The sequence below is a fragment of the Pseudomonas sp. S2_A10 genome, assembly GCF_054668465.1.
Genome location: NZ_CP162773.1, coordinates 5,519,733 through 5,544,039, shown reverse-complemented (window position 1 = coordinate 5,544,039; position 24,307 = coordinate 5,519,733). Strand labels below are relative to the sequence as shown.

Below are 24,307 nucleotides of genomic sequence, written 5' to 3'. Positions count from 1 at the left end.
TACATCGATTACGGGGTGATGCCGTAAAGATCGCAATACTCGATCCAGTCCATCCCCGCCATTTCCGCCACTTCCCGATGCACTTCCAGGCGTTGCGCCTGATAGTCCTCCGGTGAATCAGCGGTCAGCTGCAACGTCAGCTCCCAGGCAAACAACCCCTGGCTTTCCGCCTCAGCCTCGAATGCTTCATGCAAGCGTTCTTCGCGGTACTGCGCCTGGGTTTCACCCTTGGCCTGAGCCAACAGCGGATTGAGGTGGTCGAGAGTCTCACGCAGTTCGGGTCGCGCATCGAGAAACAGTTTCAAGGCGTGTTCATGTCGTTGGTCGCTAGGCGCCATGTAATGTCCTTGTGTGGCTGAAGATCTCAGAGTGCCGCAGCTGCTCACGCGTGTCGCGCATAAAAACAGTAAAGCAGAACGATTTGCCGCGTTGCAGTGCTACAGTCCGCTTTTTTCTCGATGAGCAAATGCAATGCGAATGCTGATGGTAGTGCTGGCGGCGGCCCTGTTGGCCGGGTGCGCCGGTTCGGTGATGAACGATGCTCGCAGCAAGAGCCCGGACAAGGTCCTGACCTCGGACAAGCCGGAGAAAGACGTCGCCCGGTGCGTGCAATTCGCCTGGCAGGACGAAGCGGTTTTCGGCGTCGACGCGGCGGCCTATCTGGAGCCGCGCGAGTCTGGCGGCACGACGGTCTACACGCGTTCAGCGGAGTCGTTTGTCGATGTGATTACCGAAGCCTCGGGTACGACTTTGAATTACTACGCACAGCAGAGTGATTTTGTCGCGATGCGGCGCATGGCGGCGATGGCGACCTGCCTCTGATTGTGTGTCGAGGCGGCTGGCGCTTTCGCGAGCAGGCTCGCTCCCACCGATTGAATGCTTTCCAGTGTGGGAGCGAGCCTGCTTGCGCAAAGAGCGACACAGTCAGTTGATCAGCCGCTTTTGGAAAAAATGCCGCTTGTGCCCCGGTGGATAGTCAACGATCTCACCGAACTGGCTGAAGCCCAGCTTCTTGTAGAACTCCGGCGCCTGAAAATCGAAGGTGTCGAGCCAGATTCCGTAGCAGTTTCTATCTTCGGCCAACGCTTCTGCCTGTGCCATTAACCGGGAACCAACCCCCTGTCCGCGCCCTTGTTCCGGTACTGACAGCAAATCGATGAACATCCAGCGCAAAGTCACTCGCCCGTACAACCCGCCCAGTATCGCGCCATACTCATCTTTTACCATCAAGGCGAACGGTTCGGTTTTCGATATGCCGGTCTTCGCATCGTTGTATTCAATTAACGGTTGGAGAATGGCCTGACGCTGTTCCTCGGTAGGATTGTCCGTCAACTCGATACGCAAATTCATGCATGACTTCCTTGTGTGATTGAACGCCCAGCCTAACCCGTCCGGGCAAACGCCTCCAAGCCCTTCGATCGAACAAGCGGAACCGTCAAACCAGCGTTGCGGTCTAGGCTTTTATCGCGTCTTTCCCTGAGCGCGATTGATGAGGAAATCCCGTGAATATTTTTGAAGCCCTGCGCGAAAGCCACGAGCGCCAGCGCACTTACGCCAAGGCTCTGATCGCGACCAGCGGCGACAGCCCTGAGCGGGTCGAGGCCTACAAGCAGCTCAAAGCAGAACTGCAAGCGCATGAAACCGCTGAAGAGCGGCACTTCTACATCCCGTTGATGGAAATCGACGAAGGCGTTGACCTGAGCCGCCACGCCATCGCCGAGCACCACGAAATGGACGAAATGATGGAAGAACTCGACGAGACCGAAATGTCCAGTCCGGCGTGGCTGGCCACGGCCAAGAAGCTTTCCGACAAGGTTCATCACCACCTTGAGGAAGAAGAGCACAAGTTCTTCCAAATGGCCGGCAAACTGCTCGACGATAAACAGAAAACGCAACTCGCCGGGCAGTACGAAAAGGAGTATCAGGCGCAACTGTCTGAATGACCAAAGGCGACTCGGCGTGTAGGTGTTCAGCTACACGTTGAGTGCGACGTGTCGACTTGAACTGGTTATCCATCCAGTGTTTTAGGGTTTTTTACGTCCTGCAAAATCGCATTGCGACAAAAGCGCCAATGGACAAAAAATTCACCTCCGTTAGCTTGAAGGCCTCTCCTCGGGAAGGAGAGTTCTCAAATCAACGGAGTGAAGACGATGAATCAGGCAATCCCACAAACCCAACTCAAACACGGTCGTGTCATCTCGCCAGCAAGTCGCGGCGCAGTGGCCATTGACCTCGGCTTGCTCGGCGCTTGGCAAGTCAATGAAATGGAGGGCGGCAAAAACTTTCCGGCCGTGAATGCCGGGCCGTTCCCGCAACCCTTCGAGACCGACTCGGACAGCGTCGCGCCGCCGGCCGATGGCTACATTCTCAGCGGCGGCAAGACCGATGCCCGCGATTGCGTCAATTACACCGACGACGAGATGAGCAAGAAGCTCGGCCGTTCATTCAACTGGCCGCTGCTTAATGTCGATCCGGGGCAGATTCTCGAGGTCAGCTGGGCGTACACCGCGCCGCACACCACCCGTGGTTATCGCTGGCTGATCACCAAAGACGGCTGGGATCCACAGCAACGCATCAGCCGTGCGCAGCTCGAAACCCAGCCGTTCTTCGAAGACTTCTACCCGCAAGTGCCGTATTACAGCCATGCCGGCGAATTGAAGGCCAAGGTTGATCACCAAGTGCAACTGCCGACGAACAAGAAGGGTCATCACGTCATTGTGCTGATGTGGATCGTCGCCAACACCGGCAACGCCTTCTACCAGGCCTTCGACGTCGACTTCCAGTAACAACCCAGGCTGAACGAGCCCGGTAGCGCTGCCGGGCTTTTTTTGTCGGCGCAATTGTCCGACCATGGCAGTCCCCCATGAAAACAGGATCAGACGCGATGTCCAACACAGCCGAACGGGTCAACATCGTCGACACACAGGTGTTGTCCCACGACTGGTATCTGTTGAAGAAAATCACTTTTGATTACCACCGCAACAACGGCGAATGGCAGCGCCAGACCCGCGAGGTCTACGACCGGGGCAACGGCGCGGCGATTCTGCTGTTCAACCGCGAAAAGCGCACGGTGGTGCTGACCCGCCAGTTTCGTTTGCCGGTGTTCGTCAACGGCCACGATGGATTGTTGATCGAGGTGGCGGCGGGGTTGCTGGAAGGTGCCGCCCCTGAGCAACGCATTCGTGACGAAGCCGAGGAGGAAACCGGTTATCGCGTGCATGACGTGAAGAAGGTATTCGAGGCGTATATGAGCCCCGGCTCGGTGACGGAGAAGCTGCACTTTTTTATCGCCGAATACGACGCCGCGTCCAAAGTCAGCGACGGTGGTGGGCTGGAAGAGGAAACCGAAGAACTGGAAGTGCTCGAGTGGGGCTTCGATGAGGCACTGGCAGCATTTCAACGCGGCGAGATCTGTGACGCCAAGACCATCATGCTGTTGCAATACGCAGCGATGAACAACCTCTTCGCTTGATTCGGGCAGGAGCTGCCAACGGCTGCGATGGCTCAGCATACTGGCTGAACGGGGAGGCGCAATACGCAAAGCCGACCATACTGCTTGTTGCTTCTGAAGCGTTGCCCTGCGTTTTGCGCAGTCCCCAAAAACAAAAAGAGATCGACTCATGAAGTACGAACCTTTGGCCAGATCGCTCATTGCGACCTCCCTGGCGCTCAGCTGTCTGATGGCTCACGCGGCATCGGTGGCGCCGGTGGCGGCGGAAAACGGCATGGTGGTCACCGCGCAACATCTGGCGACCCATGTCGGCGTCGATGTGTTGAAAAACGGCGGCAATGCCGTGGATGCGGCAGTGGCCGTGGGCTATGCGCTGGCGGTGGTCTACCCGGCTGCGGGCAATCTTGGCGGTGGCGGGTTCATGACCATTCAACTGGCGGACGGGCGCAAGACCTTTCTCGACTTCCGCGAGAAAGCCCCGCTGGCAGCGACCGCCAACATGTATCTGGACAAGGACGGTAACGTCATTCCGGAACTGAGCACGCGCGGCCATCTGGCCGTCGGGGTGCCGGGCACTGTGTCCGGCATGGAGCTGGCGCTGAGCAAATATGGCACCAAACAGCGCAATGACATGATTGCCCCGGCGATCAAACTGGCCGAAGACGGTTTCGAGCTGCAGCAGGGCGATGTCGAGCTGCTCGAATACGCGACGGATGTGTTCAAGAAGGACATGCGCGATTCCGGCTCGATCTTCCTCAGCAACGGCGAGCCGATGCAGGTCGGGCAGAAACTGGTGCAGAAGGATCTGGCGAAAACCCTGCGGACGATTTCCGAGAAGGGCGCCGACGGCTTCTACAAAGGTTGGGTCGCCGATGCCATTGTCACGTCCAGCCAAGCCAACAAAGGCATCATCAGCCAGGCCGACCTGGACAAATACAAGACTCGCGAACTGGCCCCGGTGGAATGCGATTATCGCGGCTATCACGTAGTCTCGGCGCCACCGCCCAGCTCCGGCGGGGTGGTGATCTGCCAGATCATGAATATCCTCGAAGGCTATCCGATGAAGGACCTGGGCTTCCATTCCGCTCAGGGCATGCACTACCAGATCGAAGCGATGCGCCACGCGTACGTTGATCGCAACAGCTACCTCGGCGATCCGGATTTCGTGAAGAATCCGATCGAGCACCTGCTGGACAAGAACTATGCGACCAAACTGCGCAACGCCATCCAGCCGCAAAAGGCCGGCGTGTCGGCTGAGCTCAAACCCGGTGTAGCGCCGCATGAAGGCAGCAACACCACGCACTATTCTATCGTCGACAAGTGGGGCAATGCCGTTTCGGTCACCTACACCCTTAATGACTGGTTCGGCGCTGGCGTGATGGCGAGCAAGACCGGGGTGATCCTCAACGACGAAATGGACGACTTCACCTCCAAGGTCGGCGTGCCGAACATGTACGGGCTGGTCCAGGGTGAGGCCAATGCCATCGCACCGGGCAAGGCGCCGCTGTCGTCAATGAGTCCGACCATCGTCACCAAGGATGGCAAAGTGGTGATGGTGGTCGGCACGCCGGGTGGTAGCCGGATCATCACCGCGACCTTGCTGACCATGCTCAATGTGATCGATTACGGCATGGGGCTGCAGGAAGCGGTCGACGCGCCGCGCTTCCATCAGCAGTGGATGCCGGAGGAAACCAACCTCGAAGACTTCGCCGCCAGCCCGGATACGAAAAAGCTCCTCGAGAGCTGGGGCCACAAGTTTGCCGGCCCGCAGGATCCCAACCACATCGCCGCGATTCTGGTCGGCGCGCCGTCACTGGACGGCAAACCGGTTGGCAAGAATCGCTTCTACGGCGCCAATGATCCACGGCGTAATACCGGCTTGTCACTGGGTTACTGAGCGGAGTAAAAAGGGGCGGGCTCAGGTCCGCCCCATCTCAAGGACTGATCAAGGAAGGCTCGACATGACCACCGCATTACTGATCATCGACGTCCAGCAAGCACTGTGTGCTGGTGAATATCAGTGTTTTGAAATCGACCGCGTGATCGCCACGATCAATGATCTCAGCCAGCGCGCCCGCACAGCTGGCGTTCCGGTGGTGTTGATTCAACACGAAGAAAAGGTCGGTCCGTTCGTGCATGGCGCGGACGGTTGGCAACTGGCCGAAGGTTTGCTGACTTCGACGAAAGACCTGCGTGTAGGCAAGACTACCGGGGATTCTTTCTACCAGACCGATCTCGGCAAGCTGCTGCCCAGCGAAGACTTCGAACGTCTGATCATCTGCGGTCTGCAGACCGATTATTGCGTCAACGCCACGGTGCGCAGCGCGCATTCACTGGGCTACGACATCGTCGTCGCGCGGGATGCGCATTCGACGGTCGATAACGGCAACATGAGCGCCGAAGACATCATTGCCCAACACAACAAGGACTTCGCCGCCCTGACCAGTTCCGTGGCACGGATCGACGTCAAACCGGCAGCCGAGATCACCTTCTGAACTCACACATAACCCCTGTGGGAGCGAGCCTGCTCGCGAAAGCGCTATGACAGCCAAGATCAAACCGACTGATATACCGCCTTCGCGAGCAGGCTCGCTCCTTGGGTGAGCAGGCTCTACGACAACAGCGATTTACGGCAGCAGCACTGGCATAATCCCCGCCGCCCGAAGAATGGAATCTCTCATGTTCGCTATCTACCTGCGTCACGCCGTGGCGCTGGCCTCTCTCGTCATTGCCTGCACCGCCCACGCCAGCAGTTTCGATTGCACCAGTGCCGACAGCAAAACCGAAAAAGCGATCTGTAGCGATCCCTACCTCTCAAGCCTCGACGACAAGCTCGCCACGCAATGGCGGAACACGCTGGGCAACGTTGCTGATCCCAAAACTCTGAAATCCGACCAACGCCAGTGGCTGAAACACCGCAACGCTTGCGGTGCACAGAGTGCGTGTCTGCGTCGTGAATATCTGATGCGCCTCAGCGAACTCGGACACGCCGTCCAACCGTTCAGTTGGGACGCCAATTGGCAATTGATCCCGCCCGGCACCTCGACCTCGGCGACCCTTGTCACCCAACGTCGTGATGCCACGCATATCGCCATCGATATCTCAGCAGGCGAGGGCGCCAATTCCGGAGACTTGACCGGCGTTGCCATACTCAAGGATGGAACAGCCCTGTACGCCGAGGACGCCTGCAAACTCGCCTTCACGCCCATCAATGGCGTACTGAACGTGACGCAAACCGGTGCGGATTCCGACTGCGGCGGTGGCATGGGCGTGTATTACGCCGGTCGGTATGTCGCCTCCGAACAACCGCTGAAGCTGGATTACGATCTGCTCAGCCTGGGTCTGGCTCGCACACCCGCAGAAGATCAGGTACTGCGTTCGCTGTTCAAGACCGACTACCAGAAACTGGTAGAGACCTCCGGTTCCTTGCAGGTCGGCGAAGACTCAAAAGATGTGGCCGATGCTCAGGTTGTAGAAATGTGGATGCGCGGTCTCGGCGGCATCGGCATTCTGATGAGTGCTGCAGACGCACAGGTCTGGCTGATCTTCAAAAGCTACGATGATCAGGGCCATGAACATCTGCGGTACTACACCAACGTGGCGAAGTGGAAGAAGCGGTTGCCCGATGTGCTGCAGGGTTGGTATGACCGCATGCAAGAAAATCAGTCGTCACTGGTTCTGGAAATGATGCCCTGAGCCACATCTCCATCCGCCTCACACAGCAACCGCTCGATCTGCGCCAGTTCCCATGTGCTGAGCAGACTCACCGGGTCCGTGCCATAACGCTGCCAAGTGTCCAGCGTCGCTTCGTCCCCGGCGCAGTTGCGCGCGTATTCACAGTGATGCAAGTGTCCCTCGGCGAAGTCCAACAGCAGATGCCAGCCCTCGATGTAAACGGCAATCAGCCCGGACTGGGACATTACCTCGCAGACTTCGAACGCAAGCACGCCCAGCGCAGCTTCGCGCAGACGCTGACACACATCCCGGGCGGACAAAAACGCTGACATGCTGCGACTCGATTCGATGGACAAGCCTGCAAGGATAAGGCCCGCGCCACTCCATGTCAGCGTTTCACTGGCCCGAGGCCGAACAATTCCGTAACATTCGCCTCCCTCTTTTTTCGCGAAAACAGCAGCCGTGCCCAGCGGCCGCTCAGTCAGGTAAGCCATGAAACCGATTCGTCTGCGCGCCGATGTCCTCGCCGGACTCACCACCTCGTTCGCCCTGTTGCCCGAATGCATTGCTTTCGCCCTGGTCGCGCATCTCAATCCGCTGATGGGCCTGTATGGCGCTTTCATCATTTGTACGCTGACGGCGCTGTTTGGCGGCCGGCCGGGCATGGTTTCCGGCGCGGCGGGCTCGATGGCGGTGGTGATCGTCGCGCTGGTGGTGCAACACGGCGTGCAATATCTGCTGGCAACGGTGCTGCTCGGCGGTCTGATCATGATGGCGTTCGGGCTGTTGCGCTTGGGCAAACTGGTGCGCATGGTGCCGCATCCGGTGATGCTCGGTTTCGTCAACGGCCTGGCGATCATCATTGCCCTGGCGCAACTGGAGCACTTCAAAAGCGGCGAGCACTGGCTCAGCGGTACGCCGCTGTATCTGATGACCGGGCTGGTGCTACTGACCATGGCCATCGTTTACATCCTGCCGCGCCTGACCAAAGCGGTACCGCCGGCGCTGGTGGCGATCCTTGGTGTCGGCCTGCTGGTTTACCTCTTCGGCCTGCCGACCCGCACCCTCGGCGACATGGCGCACATTGCCGGCGGTCTGCCGACTTTCGCCATGCCGGACATTCCGTGGAGCCTGGAAACGCTGCGCATCATCGCTCCGTACGCGATCCTGATGGCGATGGTCGGCCTGCTGGAAACCTTGCTGACACTGAACCTGACCGACGAAATCACCGAGACCCGTGGCTATCCGGATCGTGAGTGCGTGGCGCTCGGCGCGGCCAACATGGTGTCCGGTGCGTTCGGCGGCATGGGCGGTTGCGCGATGATCGGCCAGACCGTGATCAACCTCAGCTCCGGCGGGCGCGGGCGCTTGTCCGGTGTTGTTGCCGGTGTGCTGATTCTGTTGTTCATTCTGTTTCTGTCGCCGCTGATCGAGCGTATTCCGCTGGCCGCACTGGTGGGGGTGATGTTTGTGGTATCGCAGCAGACGTTCGCCTGGGCGTCGTTGCGGGTGATCAACAAGGTGCCGCTGCACGATGTGCTGGTGATCATCGCCGTGACCACCATCACCGTGTTCACCGATCTGGCCACGGCCGTGCTGTGCGGGATCATCATCGCCGCGCTCAACTTCGCCTGGCAGCAGGCGCGCGAACTGTACGCCGATGAACACCTGGAGGCCGACGGCAGCAAGCTCTATCGCCTGCACGGCACGCTGTTCTTTGCCTCGACCACGCCGTTTCTCAATCAGTTCGATCCGGCCAACGATCCGGCGAAAGTCACTCTCGACTGCCGACACCTGAGCTTTGTCGATTACTCGGCGATTGCCGCGTTGAAAACCTTGCGTGAACGCTACGCCAAGGCTGGCAAGCACTTACAGGTGTTTCATCTGTCGGAACGCTGCAAGAAATTACTCAAGCGCGCCGGCGTCGATCACGACTGACGCCGCTGGTTTTGCGTCCTTGAGCCAGGTCTTGCCGAGAATCCGTGAGACCTGTTCGGCGGAGTAGGGCTTGGCGAGAAACTCGAAACCTTCGTAACCGCTGCGGGCCAGTTCTTCGCTGTAGCCGGAGGTCAGAATCACCGGTAGATCGGGGCGGCGCTGGCGCAGCTCCCTGGCCAACGCGACGCCGGTGATGCCCGGCATGACCACGTCGGAAAACACCGCATCGAACGCGCTGGCATCGCCGCCCGCCAACTGCAGGGCTTCTTCAGCGTTGGTTGCCCATGCGGTTTCATAGCCCAGATCCTGGAGGATCTGGTTGGCAAAACGACCAACATCGAGATTGTCCTCGACCACCAGTACCCGGCGTTTTTCGCAGGCCGGCTGCACCTCGCCATCGTCCTCAGTGTTGTCCTGTTCAGCCTCGTCCGCCGGCACTTGCGGCAAATACAAGGTGAACTCGGTGCCTTGGCCAAGGACGCTGGAAACATCGACGTTGCCGCCCGATTGCTTGGCGAAGCCGAACACCTGCGACAGCCCCAGCCCCGTGCCTTTGCCGACCGCCTTGGTGGTAAAGAACGGTTCGAAGATGTGTTCAAGGGTGTGTGCGTCGATGCCGGCACCGGTGTCGGCCAGGGCAATCGACACGAAATGGCTGCTGGACCCGGCGTGACCGCGAATCGGCGGCAGCGCTTTGTGGCACTCCAGGCGCAATTTCAGCTCACCTTGACCATTCATGGCGTCGCGGGCGTTAAGCGCAATGTTGATCAACGCGGTTTCGAACTGACTGAGGTCGACACGGATGTAGCAGGGGTGATCCGGGCGTTCGACGCACACGTGAATCTGCGCGCCGGTGACCGATTCGAGCATCTCGCCGATGTTTGCCAAACGTTCGCCGGCGTCGACTACCTGCGGATTGAGCGGCTGGCGGCGGGCGAAGGCGAGCAACTGGCTGGTCAGCTTGGAGGCGCGCTCGACGGTGTCGGACACCGCGCGCATGTAGCGCTGACGGCGTTCTTCCGGCAGGTTGGGCTGGCGCAGAAAGTCCACCGACGAACGAATGATCGTCAGCAGATTGTTGAAGTCGTGGGCGACGCCGCCGGTCAATTGGCCGATGGCTTCGAGCTTCTGCGACTGGCGCAACGCCGACTCGGCCTGGGCCAGGCGCAAGCTGCGCTCTTCGACCCGTTGCTCCAGCGTGGCGTTGAGCTCCGCCAGCGCCAGCAGGCCTTCGCGCACATTGGCATCGGCGCGCACCCGCTCGATGTGCGCCCAGCACCGTTCGGTCACTTCGCTCATCAATGCCTGCTCAAATTGCGACCAGACCCGCGGCACTTTGTCGTGGACGGCCATCAATGCGGTCAGACGGCCCTGCTTGATCAGTGGTACACAAATGGTCGCGGTAATACCGATGGCCTGAAAGGTCGCCGACTCTTCCGGTGGTAGCTCGCTGCGGTTGTCATGGATGACCAGCGGTTCCCCGGCGCGCAGCAGACGCACTGCCTTCTCACCGAAATCGCGCAGGCGGTAGTGGCCGACGATGCTTGGCGAACCCGGTGCCGCATAGTCGCCGCGAATGGTGAAGCCGTCCTCGTCGGCATCCATGTCGGCGTACGCGCAGTTGGACAATTGCAACTGCTCGACCATCAGCCGGGTGCTCGCCGCCAGGATTGCTTGCGCATCGGTGGCATTGGTCACCGCTTCGCCGATGGCATCGAGGACGGCCAGGCGTTGGTTGAGATAAACGGTCTGGGTGGTCTCGGTGACCGTGTCGAGCATGCCGACGACATTGCCCAGCGAGTCACGAATCGGGCTGTAGCAGAAAGTGAAGAACGCCTGCTCCGGACCGTTGCCGCGTTCGATCTTCAGGGCAAAGTTTTCGATGTAGGTGGCTTGGCCGGCATAGGCCGCCTCGGCTATCGGGCTGATCTCATGCCAGGCTTCTTTCCAGATGTCGCTGAAAGGACGTCCCAGCGCATGCGGCTTGTCGCCGAGAATCGGCACGAAGGCGTCGTTATAGAGAGTGATCAATTGCGGGCCCCAGACGATCGCCTGAGGGAAATGCGACGCGAGACTGAGCGAGACAGTGGTCTTGAGTACATCGGGCCAGTTTTCCAACGGGCCGAGGGGCGAATTCGCCCAGTCGTGACGGCGGATCTGCCCGGCCATCTCGCCGTTGTCTTGCAACCAGTCTGTCATGGGGTTCGTATCTTTCCGGGCATTTGTCTGAGAACAAAGACCTGCGCGCAGGGTGTTTGGTTTCAGCGCACCAGACACTGTTTGCGCTGCGAATTATTCTGACCTACATCATGGCAGCAAAAAACAGCGCTGGCGAAAAGAGCATCTTTTCGCCAGCGGATTTTTCTTCAGTTCGTGAGCGACTGCTCAGGCCTCGACGGTCGGGAAATCAATGTCGGTCAACGCCGTGTTGTTCAGGTAGTTGGTCAATGTCTGCACGGCCACCAGGGCAATCACTTCGATAATCTTGCGGTCATCGATACCGGCAGCGCGAGCAGCGGCCAACTGTTCATCGCTCAAGTGGCCACGGGTTTCGGTCAGTTGGCGGGCGAGGGCGGCGTAGGCATTCAGTTCGCCTTGACGGGCCGCGACGATGTCCTGTGGCGAGAGCCCGGCCTTGCCGGCGAACATTGTGTGTGCGGACAGGCAGTAGTCGCAGCCGTTTACTTGCGAAGTGGCGAGGTAGACGGCTTCTTTTTCCTGGGCGCTGAGCGAGGTCTTGCCGAGGATCGCCGAAGCTTGCAGGTAAGTGTCGAATGCAACTGGCGCTTGGGCGAGGGTAGTGAAGACGTTGGGCAGGAAGCCGATTTTTTTCTTCACGCCTTCCAGTGCAGGACGGGTGGCATCGGTGGCGGTGTCGAGGCTGATAGCGGGGATGCGGCTCATGGTGATTCTCCGAAATTCCGCAGCGAAGTGCAGCGGCGATGGAGAGATCTTAGGGGCTGCCAATGGCGCTTTGGCGGCAAATCGTCGAGGATATGCGGCAGATCGTCCAGATATGCCTTCGGGAGTCAGCCATGGATCGCCTTTCCACATTACTCAGTCATTTCGGCGTGAACGCCGGCACCTTCCATAGCGGCGCGTTTTGCGGCGTGAGCGTTCACGAAGGCGAGCCGGTCGGGCACGTGCATGTTCTGCAAGCCGGGGCGTTGCTGCTCAAACCGGGCAACGAGCGGGAGATCCGTCTGGACGAACCGTCACTGATTTTCTTTCCCCGGCCGTTTACCCATCGAATGTTTGCCGACGAAGCCATGGCCAGTCAGATTGTCTGTGCCTCGCTGACCTTCGACGGTGGCTCGGGCAATGCCCTGGCCGCCGCGTTACCGGACTATCTGGTATTGAAACTCACCGACATCCCGGTACTGCGCAGCACCCTTGACTGGCTGTTCAATGAAGCCTTTGAAGGGCATTGCGGGCGCGTGGCGGTGATGGATCGCCTGTTCGAATTGCTGGTGATTCTGTTGCTGCGCCATCTCATCGGCAGTCGAGATCAGCAACCGGGCATGATGGCCGGGCTGGCTGACCCGCGCTTGTCTCGCGCTTTGAACCTGATCCATGAGCAGCCGCACAAGCCTTGGAGTGTGGCCGATCTCGCGGCGGCGGCGAACCAGTCCCGCGCCGGTTTCGCCGAGCAGTTTCGCCGCGTGGTCGGGCAGACGCCGGCCGATTATCTGCTGAGCTGGCGCGTCAGTCTTGCGCAGAAACGCCTGCGCGAAGGCCGGCCGATTGCGTTGATTGCCGAAGAGGTCGGTTACGAAAGTCCGTCGGCGCTGGCCCGGGCGTTTCGGCGCAAGACCGGGCTGAGTCCTCGGCGATGGAAAGCCGAACACTGAACATTACTTGGCAAATTTCTTCGCCCCGGCCACGCAGAGAATCACCCCAAGCGTTACGCCGAGCATGCCGACGCTGACCTGCTCGTGCAGCAACGTCGCCGCCAGTGCCAGACCAAAAAACGGCTGCAGCAACTGCAACTGCCCGACCGCCGCAATCCCGCCCTGGGCCAGGCCGCGATACCAGAACACAAAGCCGATCAGCATGCTGAACAGCGACACGTAGCCCAGGCACATCCACGCAGGCAAGCTGATGTTGCCGAACGAGGCGGGCGCCAGCCACAGGCTCAGCACTGCCATCAGCGGGAACGACATTACCAGCGCCCAGCAGATCACCTGCCAGCCGCCGAGGCTGCGTGACAGTTTCGCGCCTTCGGCGTAACCGAGGCCGCAGGCGAGAATCGCCGCGAGCATCAGTAGATCCCCAGTCGGCGAGGCGCTCAGTCCCTGGGACAGGGCGAAGCCCACCACCAATGCGCTGCCCAGCACCGAAAAGATCCAGAACACCGGCCGTGGCCGCTCACCGCCACGCAAGACACCAAACATTGCCGTGGCCAGCGGCAGCAATCCTACAAACACGATCGAATGCGCTGACGTTACGTGCTGCAATGCCAACGCGGTCAGCAGCGGAAAACCCAACACCACGCCCAGCGCCACAATCACCAGCGACAGCCACTGATGGCGCGACGGTCGCGGTTGCTTGAACAACAGCAGAAGTCCGACCGCCAGTGCGCCGGCAATCGCTGCTCGCACCACGGTCAGAAACACCGGATCGAATTCCAGCACCGCCAAACGTGTGGCCGGCAGCGAACCGCTGAAAATCAGCACGCCGATAAAACCGTTGATCCAGCCACTGGTTTTTTCCAGCGCCGGGTGGGCCGCAGTCGATGTTGTGTGCATGTCGGTTGCGCTCAAATAGTGGGTTGTATTGCGGCGATCCTAGGGCTGAGAATCAGCACAATCAAAAAATTGTCATGGATACAGCCGGCATGCCCCGATCCCGTTACAAGACCTTGGTTGACCGTTATGCGGCGGATATTCGTGGCGGACGACTGCCGCCGGGCACGCGATTGCCTACGCATCGGCAACTGGCGGCGCAGGAAGGACTGGCGCTGGTTACCGCTTCACGGGTTTATGCCGAACTTGAGGCGATGGGCCTGGTCAGTGGCGAAGCCGGGCGCGGCACTTTTGTGCGGGAAACGTCGCTGGCGCCGGGGCAGGGCATCGATCAGAAAGACGTAGCGGTCGGCATGATCGACCTGAATTTCAACTATCCGTCGTTGCCCGGTCAGGCTGAGCTGTTGCGCACGGCGTTGCGGCAACTGGCGTTGTCCGGCGATCTCGAAGCGTTGCTGCGTTATCAACCCCACGCCGGACGTGCCCACGAACGCGCCTCGGTGGCGCGACATTTGTCGACACGCGGCGTGACCGTTGAAGCCGACCAAGTGCTGATCGTCAATGGCGCTCAGCAAGGTTTGGCGGTGACGCTGATGGCCCTGCTCAAACCCGGTGATGTGATCGCCGCCGATGCGCTGACGTATTCCGGGTTCAAGGTGCTGGCCGACGCGTTGCATCTGGAAGTGCTGGCGATCCCGATGACAGAGCACGGCCCGGATTTGCCGGCACTGGACAGGCTCTGCCGCCAGCGTGCGGTGCGCGCCGTGTACAGCATGCCGACGCTGCACAATCCGCTGGGCTGGGTCATGCCACTGGAACAGCGCGAGCAATTGGTGGCGATTGCCCGGCGCTATGATCTGACACTTATCGAAGATGCGGCCTACGCGTTTCTGGTGGAAAATCCGCCGCGAACCTTGATCGATCTGGCACCGGAACGGACGTTTTACGTATCGGGCCTGTCGAAAAACATCGCCACCGGATTGCGGGTCGGCTTCATCGCGGCGCCGCTGCCTCAAGTGCCCGCACTGGAACGAATCATTCGCGCGACAACGTGGAACACGCCCGGGGTGATGACCGCCATTGCGTGCGGCTGGCTCGACGACGGCACCGTCACCGTGCTTGAGGAGCAGAAGCGTAGTGATGCGATGGCACGACAGGCCTTGGCCGCCGAGGTGCTGAAGGGGCTGCGCTACATTGCTCATCCGGCCTCGTATTTTCTGTGGTTGCCGTTGCCCGAAGATGTGCGTGCCGATCAGATCGTGGTCGAGTTGATGCAGCAGCAGATTTCGGTCACCACCGCCGAGCCGTTTTCGCTGTCGGCCAATACGCCCCATGCGATTCGTCTGGCTCTCGGGTCGGTGGACATGCACGTGTTGCGTCAGGCGTTGATCACTGTCAGAACGATTGTCGGCGCTTATCTGTAAACTGCGTTCACGCCATGAAAAGCCAGGTTTGGACTGTTTAATGAAATTCACCACAGCACTGCTTCTCGCCTTGATCTTCAGCACCAGCGCTCAGGCTGAGGGCGATCCTGAAGCCGGGGCGAAAATCTTTCCGCGTCTGTGCGGCGGTTGCCATCAGGTTGGCGAGTCGGCTCGTTCGGGGTTTGGTCCGCAGTTGAACGGCATCGTTGGCCGGGCTGCGGGGACTTCGGCCAATTATGTTTATTCCGCTGCGATGAAGAACTCGGGGATTACTTGGGATCGGGCGACGTTGAAGGCTTATCTGAAGGATCCGAAAGGGGTGGTGCCGGGGACGCGGATGATTTTCTGGGGGCTGAGTGATGAGGAGAAGTTGAATAATTTGTTGGCTTATCTGCAGAAGTTCAGTGCTGAGCCCTAGTCGGGCGATGGTTTCCTGGCTGATTGAGTACATATCCATTGCTGCGGTAACGGCTGCTTAGGGTTCCGCCCTTACGGCGGGTCACCTTTTTCAAACGCCAAAAAGGTAACCCAAAAGGCTTGCTCCTGCGTTCGGCCCTCGCAGGCTCGGGTCCCTTCGCTGCGGGATCGATCCGGGCGCAGCGGCTCCGGTTTGCTTCGCTGCACCTACACTCGCTGTGTCTGGCTGCGCCAGACGGTCGCTGCGCTCCCACCCCCGGATCAATCCCTCCGCTCAGCCTTCCGACGTCGCCGGTGGATCAAAAGCAAGATCAAAAGCACTCGAGCTAACGCTCATTGTTGAGTGGGGCGGCTTCGCCGCGGGCAGCTGCGCTGCTTTGCTTTTCTGTGGGAGCGAGCCTGCTCGCGAAAGCGGTTCTCCTGCCGACCCATATTTGCGGTTTTCCCCCATCCCTGGAGGAGCTGGCTGGCCAGCGAGGCCGGCGGGCCGACCTGTCTCAGGTTGATATACGCGGTGTCAGTGAGCATGGAACGCCACCTGATTGCGCCCCGCAGCTTTCGCCTGATACAGCTGCTGATCGGCGCGTTTGATCAGGGCCGTGTGGTTGTTGTCTGCCGGATCTGCCAGGCCAAGGCCAATACTCACCGTGACGTTGCCGACGCCCGGAAACTGCGCTTCGGCGACTGCCGTGCGAATCTTTTCGGCGACGACTTCCGGGGTGTCGGGTTGCGCGACTTCCGGCAGCAGTACGGCGAACTCTTCGCCGCCGTAGCGGGCGACGAAATCGGTACTGCGTACGCTGTTCTGGATCAAGGTCGCCAGTTGTTGCAGGACCTCATCACCGACCGCGTGGCCGTGGCTGTCATTGATGCGTTTGAAGTGGTCGGCATCGATCAGCAGCAGGGCGAACGGGCGTCCGGTGCGTCGGGACAGCAGCGAATACTCAGTGATTTTTTCGTCAAAACGGCGGCGGTTGTAAACGCCGGTCAGGCCGTCGTGAGTGGCCAAGCTCAGCAGCTCGGCGTTGGCCTCGGTGAGTGCGGCGGTGCGTTGCGCCACGGTGGCTTCCAGCGAGGCGTTGGCTTCTTGCAGTTCGCGCTCCTTGCCTAGTAGCGACTGCGTCATTGCGTCGATGGACTGGCCGAGCTGGGCGATTTCCAGTACCGGATGCTGCAGCTGGAACTGCGCGCCGGACTGGTTGTTCTGCACCTGTTTGGCCGAGTGCGCGAGTTGTTCGATCGGGCGGCTCAGGTACAGCGCCAGGTAATAAGCCACCAGACCGAAAACGATGGCGGCGAAAACGCCGAGTATCAGCAATTCGTATTGCAGCGTCCGCGCCGGTTGCAGCGCAGTCTCCAGTGGCTGGCGAATGGCGATCGACCACGACAGCGCCGTGCCCGATGGCGTCGGCACAGTGACCATGCTGGTCAGGTAACCGTTGGCCGCCGTCCAGCCCGACAATACCGGATCGTTGGTCGCCAGCTGTTGGCCCATCAGGGCTTCGGGGTAGAGCACCTTGCCGTCGTGGTCGACGATCAGCGCCTGGACATCCGGCGCCGAGTTTTTGTGGGAAAACGCCGCCGATTCGACGATGCGCGTTACCCAACTCCAGTGTGCATGTGCGCCCAGCACGCCAATCACCTGTCCTTCGGCATTGTGGATTGGCGCGGCAAAATCGATGAAGCGCAACGGCTCGCCATTGGCCAGGCCCGGCAACAACTTGGCCAGCAACACCGCTTCGTGGGGATCGCCGGTGTATTGCCGGCGCAAGCCGATCTGGAACCACGGGCGTTTCTGCACCGATTGACCGACCAGCAGATCATTGACGGCCTGGCGGACTTTGCCCTCGGCGTCGGTGACGCCCATCCACGCATATTCGGCGCGCGCCTGGGTGCGCAACTGCATCGACTTGAGGATGGCTGGGTTGTCCAGATCTCCGCGCTCCAGATGCGGTGCGCGACTGAGCAGGTAGACCTCCAGTTGCCGTTCGCGCAGTTGTTCGCCCAACAGCGTCGCCGCTGCACGCGCGGTGTTCAGCAAGGCGTTGCCGCTGGCCTGCTTCATTTGTTCGGTGGCGATATGACCGACATAAAAGCCGACGCTCAATAACGTCAGCAGGGACAAACCGCCGAACCACAGGGTGAGATGGCTACGCAGACTGGCTTTGAACATGGAGGCGGGTGTCTGTCTTTATTGAAGTGGCGCCATGGTATGCGACATCGCCGATGGGCGGCCAGCGAACGGGTTCATGTAAATACAAAGAAGATTGATGCCAATGAGCCATCATTTTGGTTAGAATGCGCGCCGCCCGAGAGACGGATCCCGGGCGTTTTCCCATGGAGTTTTACCGTGAAATACCTCAGCAAAGTAGTCGCCGCCACACTGTTCGGTGTGGTTCTGGCAGGTTGCACCGGCGCCCCGATGAAAACCGCCCATTACGACAGCAACCAATACACCGTGGTTGGCCACAGCGAAGCATCGGCCACCGGCCTGCTGCTGTTTGGCATCATCCCGATCCGCCAGAACAGCCGATTTGTGCGCGCGCAAAACGCGGCCATCCAAGCCAAGGGCGGCGATGCAATGATCAACACGCAGGTTCAGGAAAACTGGTTCTGGGCCTGGGTTCTGACCGGCTACACCACCACCATCTCCGGTGACGTGGTCAAGCTGAAAACCGCGCAATAAGCGACGGCTGAATGCAAAAAAGCCCGGCTGATCAGGCCGGGCTTTTTCATGGGTGTTGCGGTCATGCAGATGATTCAGGCGACACGGCGTTCGATCAGACGATCAGAACCACCTTCGGCAACACGGCGTTCGAGCAGACGATCCGAACCACCTTCGGCAACGCGGCGCTCGATCAGACGATCAGAGCCACCTTCAGCAACGCGGCGCTCGATCAGACGATCCGAACCGCCTTCAGCAACACGGCGTTCGAGCAGACGATCAGAACCACCTTCGGCAACACGGCGTTCGAGCAGACGATCAGAGCCACCTTCAGCAACGCGGCGATCGATCAAGCGATCGGAGCCACCCTCGGCAACACGGCGTTCGATCAGACGATCCGAACCACCCTCAGCGACGCGGCGTTCGATCAGACGATCAGAGCCACCCTCAGCGACGCGGCTTTCGATCAACTTGTCCGAGCCGCCTTCAGCGACCAGGGTGTGAGCAGGTGTTGCTGCAAAAGCGTTAACTGCGAAAACCGAGAAAGCGATGCCGAGAAGGGTTTGGCGTTTCATGATCGTGTGCTCCAGGAAGTTGTTTGTTTGTCTGGAGCCGATGTTACGCCGCGCAGTTTTTATGAGAACTTCATTGACGTGATGGTGAACATCGACGCCGATGATGTTTGCCATGAGCGGCGATTCAGAGGGCTTTTGCCCGAATGCACAACTCGCCGCTGGCACGAATCAGCGCCATGTCATGCAGCGAATCGGCGGCCAGACCGTTGCGGACATTGGCCAGCCATGCCGGGCAATTCGGATCCTGGCGATAGGGCGCGAAGGCGGCGTACTGCTGCAACAAGCGCTTTTGCAGTTCATCCAGGCGCGGGCGGATCTGTTTGCCCAGATCCGGACGCGGTGTGTCCGGTGCAGCACCTGCCGCTTGCCATTGCGCGAGCAGGCCGTATTGCACCAGTTTGTTCGCTTCCATCTGTGCGGCGATCAGTTGCGCGACATCGTCTGCGTCGAGTTGATGTTCGGCGGCCAGAGTTCGGGCATTGGCGATGACCTGCGCCTCTCTCGGGCTGTCCTGGATCGGCTTGCCGCTGTCCCACTTGGTCAACGCAACCAGATCGCCGATGCTCAGGCGTTCATTCAAAGTGGCCAGTAGCGGTTTCAATGAAGCAGGCGCCGCTGCGGGTGCGGCCGCTTGAGCGTAGGCGGCCGACAGAGCGAGGAGGGAGCCAAGCAGAAAATTTGCAACGTTACGCATGAACCGAGCCTCAATAGTACGTGTCGACAGAATCGCTGATTTACCACAGCCGCACACTGACACAAAGCGATGCCTGGCATTTACACAAATGCAAAACAGGCAATCAACGCCGATGGGAAATGTTGATTGCACGCTGCACGCAACTCACCGAAGCTATCGTCAATCAGGCCTGCCGCCGTCGAGATGGACCTCCATTCAATGCAAAGCGCCACCTTCGCCAAGCCGCTCTGGCAAACCTATCTGCTGTTTCTCGCGCCGATGGTGCTGTCGAACTTCCTGCAATCGATGTCCGGGACGGTCAACAGCATCTACATCGGCCAGATGCTCGGCACCCAGGCGCTGGCGGCGGTATCCGGCATGTTTCCCGTCGTGTTCTTTTTCATCGCCCTGGTCATCGGCCTTGGAGCTGGCGCGGGCGTGTTGATCGGTCAGGCGTGGGGCGCGCGCGAAACGCACATGGTCAAGGCGATTGCCGGAGCGACGTTGCTACTGGGTGTGTTGATCGGTTTGGTCGCGGCGGTGCTGGGCACGGTGTTTGCGCGACAGGCACTGACGGGGTTGGGCACGCCGGCGGATGTGCTCGACGACGCGGTGGACTATGCCCACGTCATGTTGTGGATTCTGCCATCGCTACTGGTATTCGTGCTGTTCACCCAATTGCTGCGTGGTGTCAGCGATACGCTGTCGCCATTACTCGCGCTGATCGTCTCCACCACCGTGGGGCTGGCGCTGACGCCGGCATTGATTCGCGGCTGGCTGGGCTTGCCACCGTTGGGCATTCAGAGCGCGGCGTATGCCGGGCTGGCGGGGAATCTCTCAGCAATGGCGTGGCTGGCCTGGCGGCTGATCCGCAAGGGCCATCCGCTGGCGCCGGATCGAGAGTTCTTTGCCGCATTGCGACTGGATCGGGTCATTCTCGGCAAGGTCCTGCGCATCGGCCTGCCCACCGGCGTACAGATGATCGTGCTGTCGTTATCGGAGCTGGTGATCCTGGCACTGGTCAACCAGCACGGCTCGCAAGCGACGGCGGCGTATGGCGCAGTAACGCAGATCGTCAACTATGTGCAGTTTCCGGCGCTGTCGATTGCGATCACCGCATCGATTCTCGGTGCCCAGGCAATCGGCGCCGGGCATTTGCAACGCATGGGGCCGATCCTGCGCACCGGGCTGTTGATCAATGTGTGCCTGACCGGTGGCCTGATTGTGCTGGGTTATCTGCTATCGCACTGGTTGCTGGGCCTGTTCCTGACCGAGGACTCGACCCGGGCGATGGCCGAGCATCTGCTGCACATCATGCTCTGGAGCCTGTTGGTGTTCGGCTTCCAGGCCATCATCGGCGGGATCATGCGCGCCAGCGGCACCGTCCTGGTGCCGGTGGTCATTTCGATTGTCTGCGTGGTCGGCGTGCAGTTGCCGGCGGCGTACTGGCTCGATGGGCAGTTCGGTTTGCAGGGTGTGTGGATGGCTTTTCCGGTTGCCTATCTGGGGATGCTGATACTGCAGACGCTCTATTACAAACTGGTCTGGAAACACCAGAAGATCGAGCGGTTGATTTAGGCACGGTGGACAAACATTTGTCTGTCCCCCGAGACGAAAGCATCGTAGCGTATGCGCCCACAACAATAAGGGAATGACGAGGGTTCAAGTGGGAGCTTTTCGACTGCTGTTGGCGGTGTTGGTCGCTGTATCTCATATGGGCAAAAAGTTCGCCGGACTGAATCCTGGTGTGATCGCCGTCATCTCGTTCCTGATCATCAGTGGATTCGTCATGGCTTCGCTCATCGAGCGAAACTACCGTGAGCCGAGGAAGATCGGTCTGTTCTATATCGACAGGGCTCTGAGGTTGTATCCGCAATTTCTGGTCTACTTCGTCGCCTCGTGTCTGGTTATTCATTTTCTGTTGCCCGGTACGCCCCAAGCGGCTGAGCTGACATGGAAGACCCTGTCCACCAGTTTGCTCATGCTACCGCTTGGCTATTACATGTTCGGCGTCGGCGGGACCGAGATCCTGCCACCGGGCTGGTCGCTGGGGCTGGAAATGAGTTTCTACCTGCTGATTCCATTTCTGCTGATTTGCAAGGCGCAGGGTGTCGCCTTTGCTGTCTCGGTCGGGGTTTTTCTGCTGGCCTGCCTGGGCTTCATCAATACCGATGTCTATGGATATCGTCTGTTGCCGGGTGTGTTGTTCATCTTCCTGTGCGGCTGTTATCTATACCAACGCAATATCAGAGCAATGGTCGTTGTCACCGGCACAGCCGTTGCGGCGGGACTGCTGTTTGTAGCGATCATGGTCGGATGGATTGAGCGTCGTCCGTTCAATGCCGAAGTCACTCTGGGTATCGCCGTGGGCATTCCCTTGGTCTACCTGTTGACCAAACTGAAATTCCACCGGATGGACGAGTTCCTGGGCAATATCAGTTATGGCGTGTTTCTTAACCACTTTGTGGTGATGTATCTACTGCGGGGTTTTTGGCCCGTCGCGTATGACGCCTACGTTGTCGGAGCGGTGCTGGCGTTGTCATTTTTCTGCAGTGGCCTGACGTATTACTGCGTCGAGCGACCGGCGCTGAAGTTGCGTCACCACCTGCGCGGCAGGGCGAAGGAAAGGCCGGTTCAACCGGGTAGCGCCGAGAAAATTGTATCCCTTGTGGGAGAGCGTGAACTGGCATAACGCTCGGCTGTTTGCTTAAGTCAACCAAGGCCCTCGACGACACACGCCGCCCGGAGAATTCCATGACGTCGCGATTGCTGCTGGTTGCCGCGTTTACATCCTTTGTCATGGCCTGTGCGCAGGCCGCTGAATATAACCGGGTCAACACCAGCGCCAGCCAGATCAGTTTCACCTACAACCAGATGGGCTCGCGAATGTACGGCACCTTCGGCAAGTTCGAGGCGGCTCTGGATTTAGATACCGAAAACCTTGCCAACGCCCGCACCACCTTGCATATCGACCTGAGCAGCATTGACGCCGGCAGCGAAGACGCCAATACCGAGCTGGTGAAACCCGCCTGGTTCGATACTGAAAAATTCCCGCTCGCGGTATTCGAGTCCCGTCGTTTCACCCAGGTGGCCGAGCATCGTTACCAGGTCGCCGGTCAGCTCACGCTCAAGGGCATCACTCGCGATGTCGAGGTGCCGGTGGAGCTGAAACCGGACAACGCCATTGGCATTTTCGACGGCGAGCTGGTGCTCAACCGTGAGGAGTTCGGCCTCGGCGCAGGGGAGTGGGCGGACAGCGTGGTGTCGAAGGACATCTACATCAAATTCAGGGTGGTGGCGCCACAACAGTGACGGTTCGATAGATTCGGCGCGGTATGATGTCGCGGTTCGTCGACGGCTCTGATCATCGGCAACGTTTTTTATCGCCGGAGTTTGCCCATGCCACGCATCACCCACTACACCTCCCCATGCCCGGAAAGCGTCAACAGCCAGATCCTGCAAATGGTCGTCGATTACCTGACCGACATCAGTGCTGTCGGCCTCGGCCCGAGCAATCTGCTGTACAACGTTTATCAGTACGCGGTGGGTTATGAGGTGCATCTGTACCTCGAGGCGTTGAACGGCCAGAAGGGCACCGAGGTGGAATTGCTGGTGGCCACTGACGATGAGGATCCAGAGCAAGTCATCGGATTTCTCATCTGTCTGCCAGTGCAGGGCGATTGGGAGGCGTGCAGCGTCGCGTACATGGCGGTGCGTGAAGGTCATCGGCGCCAAGGTGTGGCGCGGACGATGCTCGCGGACATGGTCGGGCGCTATCCGCATGCGGAACTGGCCTGCAGCATTGGCAAGGTGCCGTATTTCGAGGCGCTGGGTTTTGAAGTGATCGGCCAGCGCGAAACGCAGGTGCTGATGAGCACGCGGCATTACCGCAGCAACGGCTTGCGCGGGTTCATCGACACCACGCCGATCTACCGCTCGCTGGAAGTGCAGCAGATTCATACTTACTTGCTGCAGAAAAACGGCAAGCGCGCGATGCTCGATGCGGAGAAACAACGCGATCGCCATCTGGATCAGACCAGCCACCACGTAGAAGAATTTGTCCGTCAGCGCCTGACTCTGCACTGACCCGGCCAATAAAAAAGCCCTTGCTGCGCATTGCGCAGCAAGGGCTTTTTTGTGCCTGCAATCTCAACCGATCTTGACGTTCATGGTGATGCGCGCGGTGAAGACTTTTTTGCCCTCGGCATCGTGAATGTCGACGTTGACCACCTTGTCGCCATCGCTTTGCCAATCCACACCTTCGGCGCTGGCCACGGCGGTGACGTCGGTTTTCGCCTTGGCCAGGTATTCCACGGTCATGCCCTTTGGAATCCAGCGCGCGCCGGGCGGGATCGAGACGTCGGTCATCATTCCGCCGGCCAGTTCCGCCGCGTTGCACAGGGCGATCGCATGCACCGTGCCAAGGTGATTGGTAATTTCCTTGCGAAACGGCACTTGTACGGTGGCGGCGTTCGGGCGCAATTCGCTGATCAGCGGATTGATGGTGCTGAAGTACGGGGCGAACTGACAGGCCATTTTGCTGAATGCATCCGCGCCGACGCTGTTGAACATGCTGAGAGATTGACTCATGGAAGCCTCACTGGGTGGTTTGCAGAATTATGTTCCGTTACAGAATAATGTTCTGTAACGGAACGGTATTCTGTTCGCGGCAAATCTGTCAACCTAGGCGCGATTTGTTCACGGGCACTTGATGCTTTTTTCAACCTCCGTTTTTGGACCCGAG

Annotated in this window: 26 protein-coding genes; 16 read left to right on the top strand and 10 right to left on the bottom strand. The window is 59.5% G+C overall.

The features are described from left to right. Positions 1 to 8: 8 nt before the first annotated feature. Positions 9 to 338 carry a DUF6388 family protein gene (locus AB4N41_RS24825; RefSeq protein WP_041477057.1) on the bottom strand — a complete coding sequence of 110 codons (330 nt, stop codon included), beginning with the start codon at positions 336 to 338 and terminating at the stop codon, positions 9 to 11. Positions 339 to 471: 133 nt separating this feature from the next. Between AB4N41_RS24825 and AB4N41_RS24820 the strand changes: the two genes are divergently transcribed. Continuing rightward, the gene (locus tag AB4N41_RS24820) at positions 472 to 822 is read left to right on the top strand and encodes a hypothetical protein (protein WP_041477055.1); all 351 of its coding nucleotides are present in this window, start codon (positions 472 to 474) and stop codon (positions 820 to 822) included. Positions 823 to 924: 102 nt separating this feature from the next. Here AB4N41_RS24820 and AB4N41_RS24815 read toward each other — a convergent pair whose 3' ends face one another. After that, a complete protein-coding gene (locus AB4N41_RS24815; protein WP_460138154.1) occupies positions 925 to 1,350 on the bottom strand; it encodes a GNAT family N-acetyltransferase in 426 nt (141 codons plus the stop codon). 152 nt (positions 1,351 to 1,502) lie between these two features. Between AB4N41_RS24815 and AB4N41_RS24810 the strand changes: the two genes are divergently transcribed. The 6 genes from AB4N41_RS24810 to AB4N41_RS24785 all read left to right on the top strand — a co-directional run bounded on the left by AB4N41_RS24810 (position 1,503) and on the right by AB4N41_RS24785 (position 7,147). Further along, positions 1,503 to 1,943 carry a hemerythrin domain-containing protein gene (locus AB4N41_RS24810; RefSeq protein ID WP_016775257.1) on the top strand — a complete coding sequence of 147 codons (441 nt, stop codon included), beginning with the start codon at positions 1,503 to 1,505 and terminating at the stop codon, positions 1,941 to 1,943. A 207-nt stretch (positions 1,944 to 2,150) separates the two neighbouring features. After that, complete coding sequence (locus AB4N41_RS24805) at positions 2,151 to 2,786, top strand: lytic polysaccharide monooxygenase auxiliary activity family 9 protein (RefSeq protein ID WP_095182054.1); 636 nt, start codon at positions 2,151 to 2,153, stop codon at positions 2,784 to 2,786. 98 nt (positions 2,787 to 2,884) lie between these two features. Next, the gene (locus AB4N41_RS24800; protein ID WP_024013397.1) at positions 2,885 to 3,472 is read left to right on the top strand and encodes an NUDIX domain-containing protein; all 588 of its coding nucleotides are present in this window, start codon (positions 2,885 to 2,887) and stop codon (positions 3,470 to 3,472) included. 148 nt (positions 3,473 to 3,620) lie between these two features. Then, positions 3,621 to 5,348, top strand: a complete 1,728-nt coding sequence (gene ggt / locus AB4N41_RS24795; protein WP_460138153.1) for a gamma-glutamyltransferase — start codon at positions 3,621 to 3,623, stop codon at positions 5,346 to 5,348. Between the two features lie 64 nt (positions 5,349 to 5,412). Next, on the top strand, positions 5,413 to 5,946 hold the full coding sequence (locus AB4N41_RS24790; protein ID WP_460138151.1) for a cysteine hydrolase family protein: 534 nt from the start codon (positions 5,413 to 5,415) through the stop codon (positions 5,944 to 5,946). Between the two features lie 184 nt (positions 5,947 to 6,130). Then, entirely contained in the window at positions 6,131 to 7,147 is a 1,017-nt protein-coding gene (locus tag AB4N41_RS24785) for a lysozyme inhibitor LprI family protein (protein WP_460138149.1), read from the top strand. Here the strand turns inward: AB4N41_RS24785 and AB4N41_RS24780 are convergent. After that, positions 7,114 to 7,458, bottom strand: a complete 345-nt coding sequence (locus AB4N41_RS24780; RefSeq protein WP_150634953.1) for a DUF7693 family protein — start codon at positions 7,456 to 7,458, stop codon at positions 7,114 to 7,116. The genes AB4N41_RS24785 and AB4N41_RS24780 overlap by 34 nt on opposite strands. A gap of 160 nt (positions 7,459 to 7,618) precedes the next feature. Between AB4N41_RS24780 and AB4N41_RS24775 the strand changes: the two genes are divergently transcribed. After that, the gene (locus AB4N41_RS24775) at positions 7,619 to 9,064 is read left to right on the top strand and encodes a SulP family inorganic anion transporter (RefSeq protein ID WP_041477048.1); all 1,446 of its coding nucleotides are present in this window, start codon (positions 7,619 to 7,621) and stop codon (positions 9,062 to 9,064) included. On the opposite strand, the gene AB4N41_RS24770 is transcribed toward AB4N41_RS24775, so the two are convergent. Continuing rightward, positions 9,032 to 11,263, bottom strand: a complete 2,232-nt coding sequence (locus AB4N41_RS24770) for a response regulator (protein ID WP_460138147.1) — start codon at positions 11,261 to 11,263, stop codon at positions 9,032 to 9,034. The two genes, AB4N41_RS24775 and AB4N41_RS24770, sit on opposite strands and share 33 nt — an antisense overlap. 186 nt (positions 11,264 to 11,449) lie before the next feature. Continuing rightward, positions 11,450 to 11,968, bottom strand: coding sequence for a carboxymuconolactone decarboxylase family protein (locus AB4N41_RS24765; protein WP_252876554.1), 519 nt, complete (start codon positions 11,966 to 11,968; stop codon positions 11,450 to 11,452). 131 nt (positions 11,969 to 12,099) lie between these two features. On the opposite strand from AB4N41_RS24765, the gene AB4N41_RS24760 reads away from it, so the two are divergent. After that, positions 12,100 to 12,915 carry an AraC family transcriptional regulator gene (locus AB4N41_RS24760; RefSeq protein WP_423663296.1) on the top strand — a complete coding sequence of 272 codons (816 nt, stop codon included), beginning with the start codon at positions 12,100 to 12,102 and terminating at the stop codon, positions 12,913 to 12,915. Between the two features lie 3 nt (positions 12,916 to 12,918). Here AB4N41_RS24760 and AB4N41_RS24755 read toward each other — a convergent pair whose 3' ends face one another. Continuing rightward, positions 12,919 to 13,812, bottom strand: coding sequence for a DMT family transporter (locus AB4N41_RS24755; protein ID WP_460138146.1), 894 nt, complete (start codon positions 13,810 to 13,812; stop codon positions 12,919 to 12,921). Between the two features lie 89 nt (positions 13,813 to 13,901). Here AB4N41_RS24755 and AB4N41_RS24750 point away from each other — a divergent pair, with 89 nt between their 5' ends. Together AB4N41_RS24750 and AB4N41_RS24745 are read left to right on the top strand one after the other, a co-directional pair. After that, positions 13,902 to 15,233, top strand: coding sequence for an aminotransferase-like domain-containing protein (locus AB4N41_RS24750; protein ID WP_431078073.1), 1,332 nt, complete (start codon positions 13,902 to 13,904; stop codon positions 15,231 to 15,233). Between the two features lie 40 nt (positions 15,234 to 15,273). Then, on the top strand, positions 15,274 to 15,651 hold the full coding sequence (locus AB4N41_RS24745; RefSeq protein WP_252876551.1) for a c-type cytochrome: 378 nt from the start codon (positions 15,274 to 15,276) through the stop codon (positions 15,649 to 15,651). 516 nt (positions 15,652 to 16,167) lie between these two features. On the opposite strand, the gene AB4N41_RS24740 is transcribed toward AB4N41_RS24745, so the two are convergent. Continuing rightward, positions 16,168 to 17,823 carry a sensor domain-containing diguanylate cyclase gene (locus AB4N41_RS24740; RefSeq protein WP_431078072.1) on the bottom strand — a complete coding sequence of 552 codons (1,656 nt, stop codon included), beginning with the start codon at positions 17,821 to 17,823 and terminating at the stop codon, positions 16,168 to 16,170. A 177-nt stretch (positions 17,824 to 18,000) separates the two neighbouring features. Between AB4N41_RS24740 and AB4N41_RS24735 the strand changes: the two genes are divergently transcribed. Then, positions 18,001 to 18,336 (top strand): hypothetical protein, encoded by a 336-nt coding sequence (locus AB4N41_RS24735; RefSeq protein WP_095182042.1) that lies wholly within the window; start codon positions 18,001 to 18,003, stop codon positions 18,334 to 18,336. 74 nt (positions 18,337 to 18,410) lie between these two features. On the opposite strand, the gene AB4N41_RS24730 is transcribed toward AB4N41_RS24735, so the two are convergent. After that, the gene (locus AB4N41_RS24730; RefSeq protein WP_431078071.1) at positions 18,411 to 18,890 is read right to left on the bottom strand and encodes a phage infection protein; all 480 of its coding nucleotides are present in this window, start codon (positions 18,888 to 18,890) and stop codon (positions 18,411 to 18,413) included. A gap of 124 nt (positions 18,891 to 19,014) precedes the next feature. Further along, positions 19,015 to 19,584 (bottom strand): chorismate mutase, encoded by a 570-nt coding sequence (locus AB4N41_RS24725; protein ID WP_236168587.1) that lies wholly within the window; start codon positions 19,582 to 19,584, stop codon positions 19,015 to 19,017. Positions 19,585 to 19,782: 198 nt separating this feature from the next. Here AB4N41_RS24725 and AB4N41_RS24720 point away from each other — a divergent pair, with 198 nt between their 5' ends. From AB4N41_RS24720 to AB4N41_RS24705, 4 genes are all read left to right on the top strand, one after another. Continuing rightward, a complete protein-coding gene (locus AB4N41_RS24720) occupies positions 19,783 to 21,141 on the top strand; it encodes an MATE family efflux transporter (protein WP_095182040.1) in 1,359 nt (452 codons plus the stop codon). 88 nt (positions 21,142 to 21,229) lie between these two features. Further along, positions 21,230 to 22,255 (top strand): acyltransferase family protein, encoded by a 1,026-nt coding sequence (locus tag AB4N41_RS24715; protein ID WP_460095109.1) that lies wholly within the window; start codon positions 21,230 to 21,232, stop codon positions 22,253 to 22,255. A 62-nt stretch (positions 22,256 to 22,317) separates the two neighbouring features. Beyond that, a complete protein-coding gene (locus tag AB4N41_RS24710; RefSeq protein WP_305381059.1) occupies positions 22,318 to 22,875 on the top strand; it encodes a YceI family protein in 558 nt (185 codons plus the stop codon). Positions 22,876 to 22,962: 87 nt separating this feature from the next. Beyond that, positions 22,963 to 23,649, top strand: a complete 687-nt coding sequence (locus AB4N41_RS24705; RefSeq protein ID WP_460138143.1) for a GNAT family N-acetyltransferase — start codon at positions 22,963 to 22,965, stop codon at positions 23,647 to 23,649. Positions 23,650 to 23,712: 63 nt separating this feature from the next. Here the strand turns inward: AB4N41_RS24705 and AB4N41_RS24700 are convergent, their stop codons facing one another. Beyond that, the gene (locus tag AB4N41_RS24700) at positions 23,713 to 24,153 is read right to left on the bottom strand and encodes a hotdog fold domain-containing protein (RefSeq protein ID WP_056788967.1); all 441 of its coding nucleotides are present in this window, start codon (positions 24,151 to 24,153) and stop codon (positions 23,713 to 23,715) included. Positions 24,154 to 24,307 lie beyond the last annotated feature (154 nt).

What these genes read in the sequence shown, in the direction of transcription:
- AB4N41_RS24740 (WP_431078072.1), bottom strand. Translation starts at nt 17,823, where the DNA reads ATGTTCAAAGCCAGTCTGCGTAGCCATCTCACCCTGTGGTTCGGCGGT.
- AB4N41_RS24815 (WP_460138154.1), bottom strand. Translation starts at nt 1,350, where the DNA reads ATGAATTTGCGTATCGAGTTGACGGACAATCCTACCGAGGAACAGCGT.
- AB4N41_RS24765 (WP_252876554.1), bottom strand. Translation starts at nt 11,968, where the DNA reads ATGAGCCGCATCCCCGCTATCAGCCTCGACACCGCCACCGATGCCACC.
- AB4N41_RS24825 (WP_041477057.1), bottom strand. Translation starts at nt 338, where the DNA reads ATGGCGCCTAGCGACCAACGACATGAACACGCCTTGAAACTGTTTCTC.
- ggt (WP_460138153.1), top strand. Translation starts at nt 3,621, where the DNA reads ATGAAGTACGAACCTTTGGCCAGATCGCTCATTGCGACCTCCCTGGCG.
- AB4N41_RS24725 (WP_236168587.1), bottom strand. Translation starts at nt 19,584, where the DNA reads ATGCGTAACGTTGCAAATTTTCTGCTTGGCTCCCTCCTCGCTCTGTCG.
- AB4N41_RS24700 (WP_056788967.1), bottom strand. Translation starts at nt 24,153, where the DNA reads ATGAGTCAATCTCTCAGCATGTTCAACAGCGTCGGCGCGGATGCATTC.
- AB4N41_RS24755 (WP_460138146.1), bottom strand. Translation starts at nt 13,812, where the DNA reads ATGCACACAACATCGACTGCGGCCCACCCGGCGCTGGAAAAAACCAGT.
- AB4N41_RS24775 (WP_041477048.1), top strand. Translation starts at nt 7,619, where the DNA reads ATGAAACCGATTCGTCTGCGCGCCGATGTCCTCGCCGGACTCACCACC.
- AB4N41_RS24760 (WP_423663296.1), top strand. Translation starts at nt 12,100, where the DNA reads ATGGATCGCCTTTCCACATTACTCAGTCATTTCGGCGTGAACGCCGGC.
- AB4N41_RS24720 (WP_095182040.1), top strand. Translation starts at nt 19,783, where the DNA reads ATGCAAAGCGCCACCTTCGCCAAGCCGCTCTGGCAAACCTATCTGCTG.
- AB4N41_RS24780 (WP_150634953.1), bottom strand. Translation starts at nt 7,458, where the DNA reads ATGTCAGCGTTTTTGTCCGCCCGGGATGTGTGTCAGCGTCTGCGCGAA.
- AB4N41_RS24785 (WP_460138149.1), top strand. Translation starts at nt 6,131, where the DNA reads ATGTTCGCTATCTACCTGCGTCACGCCGTGGCGCTGGCCTCTCTCGTC.
- AB4N41_RS24710 (WP_305381059.1), top strand. Translation starts at nt 22,318, where the DNA reads ATGACGTCGCGATTGCTGCTGGTTGCCGCGTTTACATCCTTTGTCATG.
- AB4N41_RS24800 (WP_024013397.1), top strand. Translation starts at nt 2,885, where the DNA reads ATGTCCAACACAGCCGAACGGGTCAACATCGTCGACACACAGGTGTTG.
- AB4N41_RS24820 (WP_041477055.1), top strand. Translation starts at nt 472, where the DNA reads ATGCGAATGCTGATGGTAGTGCTGGCGGCGGCCCTGTTGGCCGGGTGC.
- AB4N41_RS24750 (WP_431078073.1), top strand. Translation starts at nt 13,902, where the DNA reads ATGCCCCGATCCCGTTACAAGACCTTGGTTGACCGTTATGCGGCGGAT.
- AB4N41_RS24730 (WP_431078071.1), bottom strand. Translation starts at nt 18,890, where the DNA reads ATGAAACGCCAAACCCTTCTCGGCATCGCTTTCTCGGTTTTCGCAGTT.
- AB4N41_RS24805 (WP_095182054.1), top strand. Translation starts at nt 2,151, where the DNA reads ATGAATCAGGCAATCCCACAAACCCAACTCAAACACGGTCGTGTCATC.
- AB4N41_RS24770 (WP_460138147.1), bottom strand. Translation starts at nt 11,263, where the DNA reads ATGACAGACTGGTTGCAAGACAACGGCGAGATGGCCGGGCAGATCCGC.
- AB4N41_RS24745 (WP_252876551.1), top strand. Translation starts at nt 15,274, where the DNA reads ATGAAATTCACCACAGCACTGCTTCTCGCCTTGATCTTCAGCACCAGC.
- AB4N41_RS24790 (WP_460138151.1), top strand. Translation starts at nt 5,413, where the DNA reads ATGACCACCGCATTACTGATCATCGACGTCCAGCAAGCACTGTGTGCT.
- AB4N41_RS24705 (WP_460138143.1), top strand. Translation starts at nt 22,963, where the DNA reads ATGCCACGCATCACCCACTACACCTCCCCATGCCCGGAAAGCGTCAAC.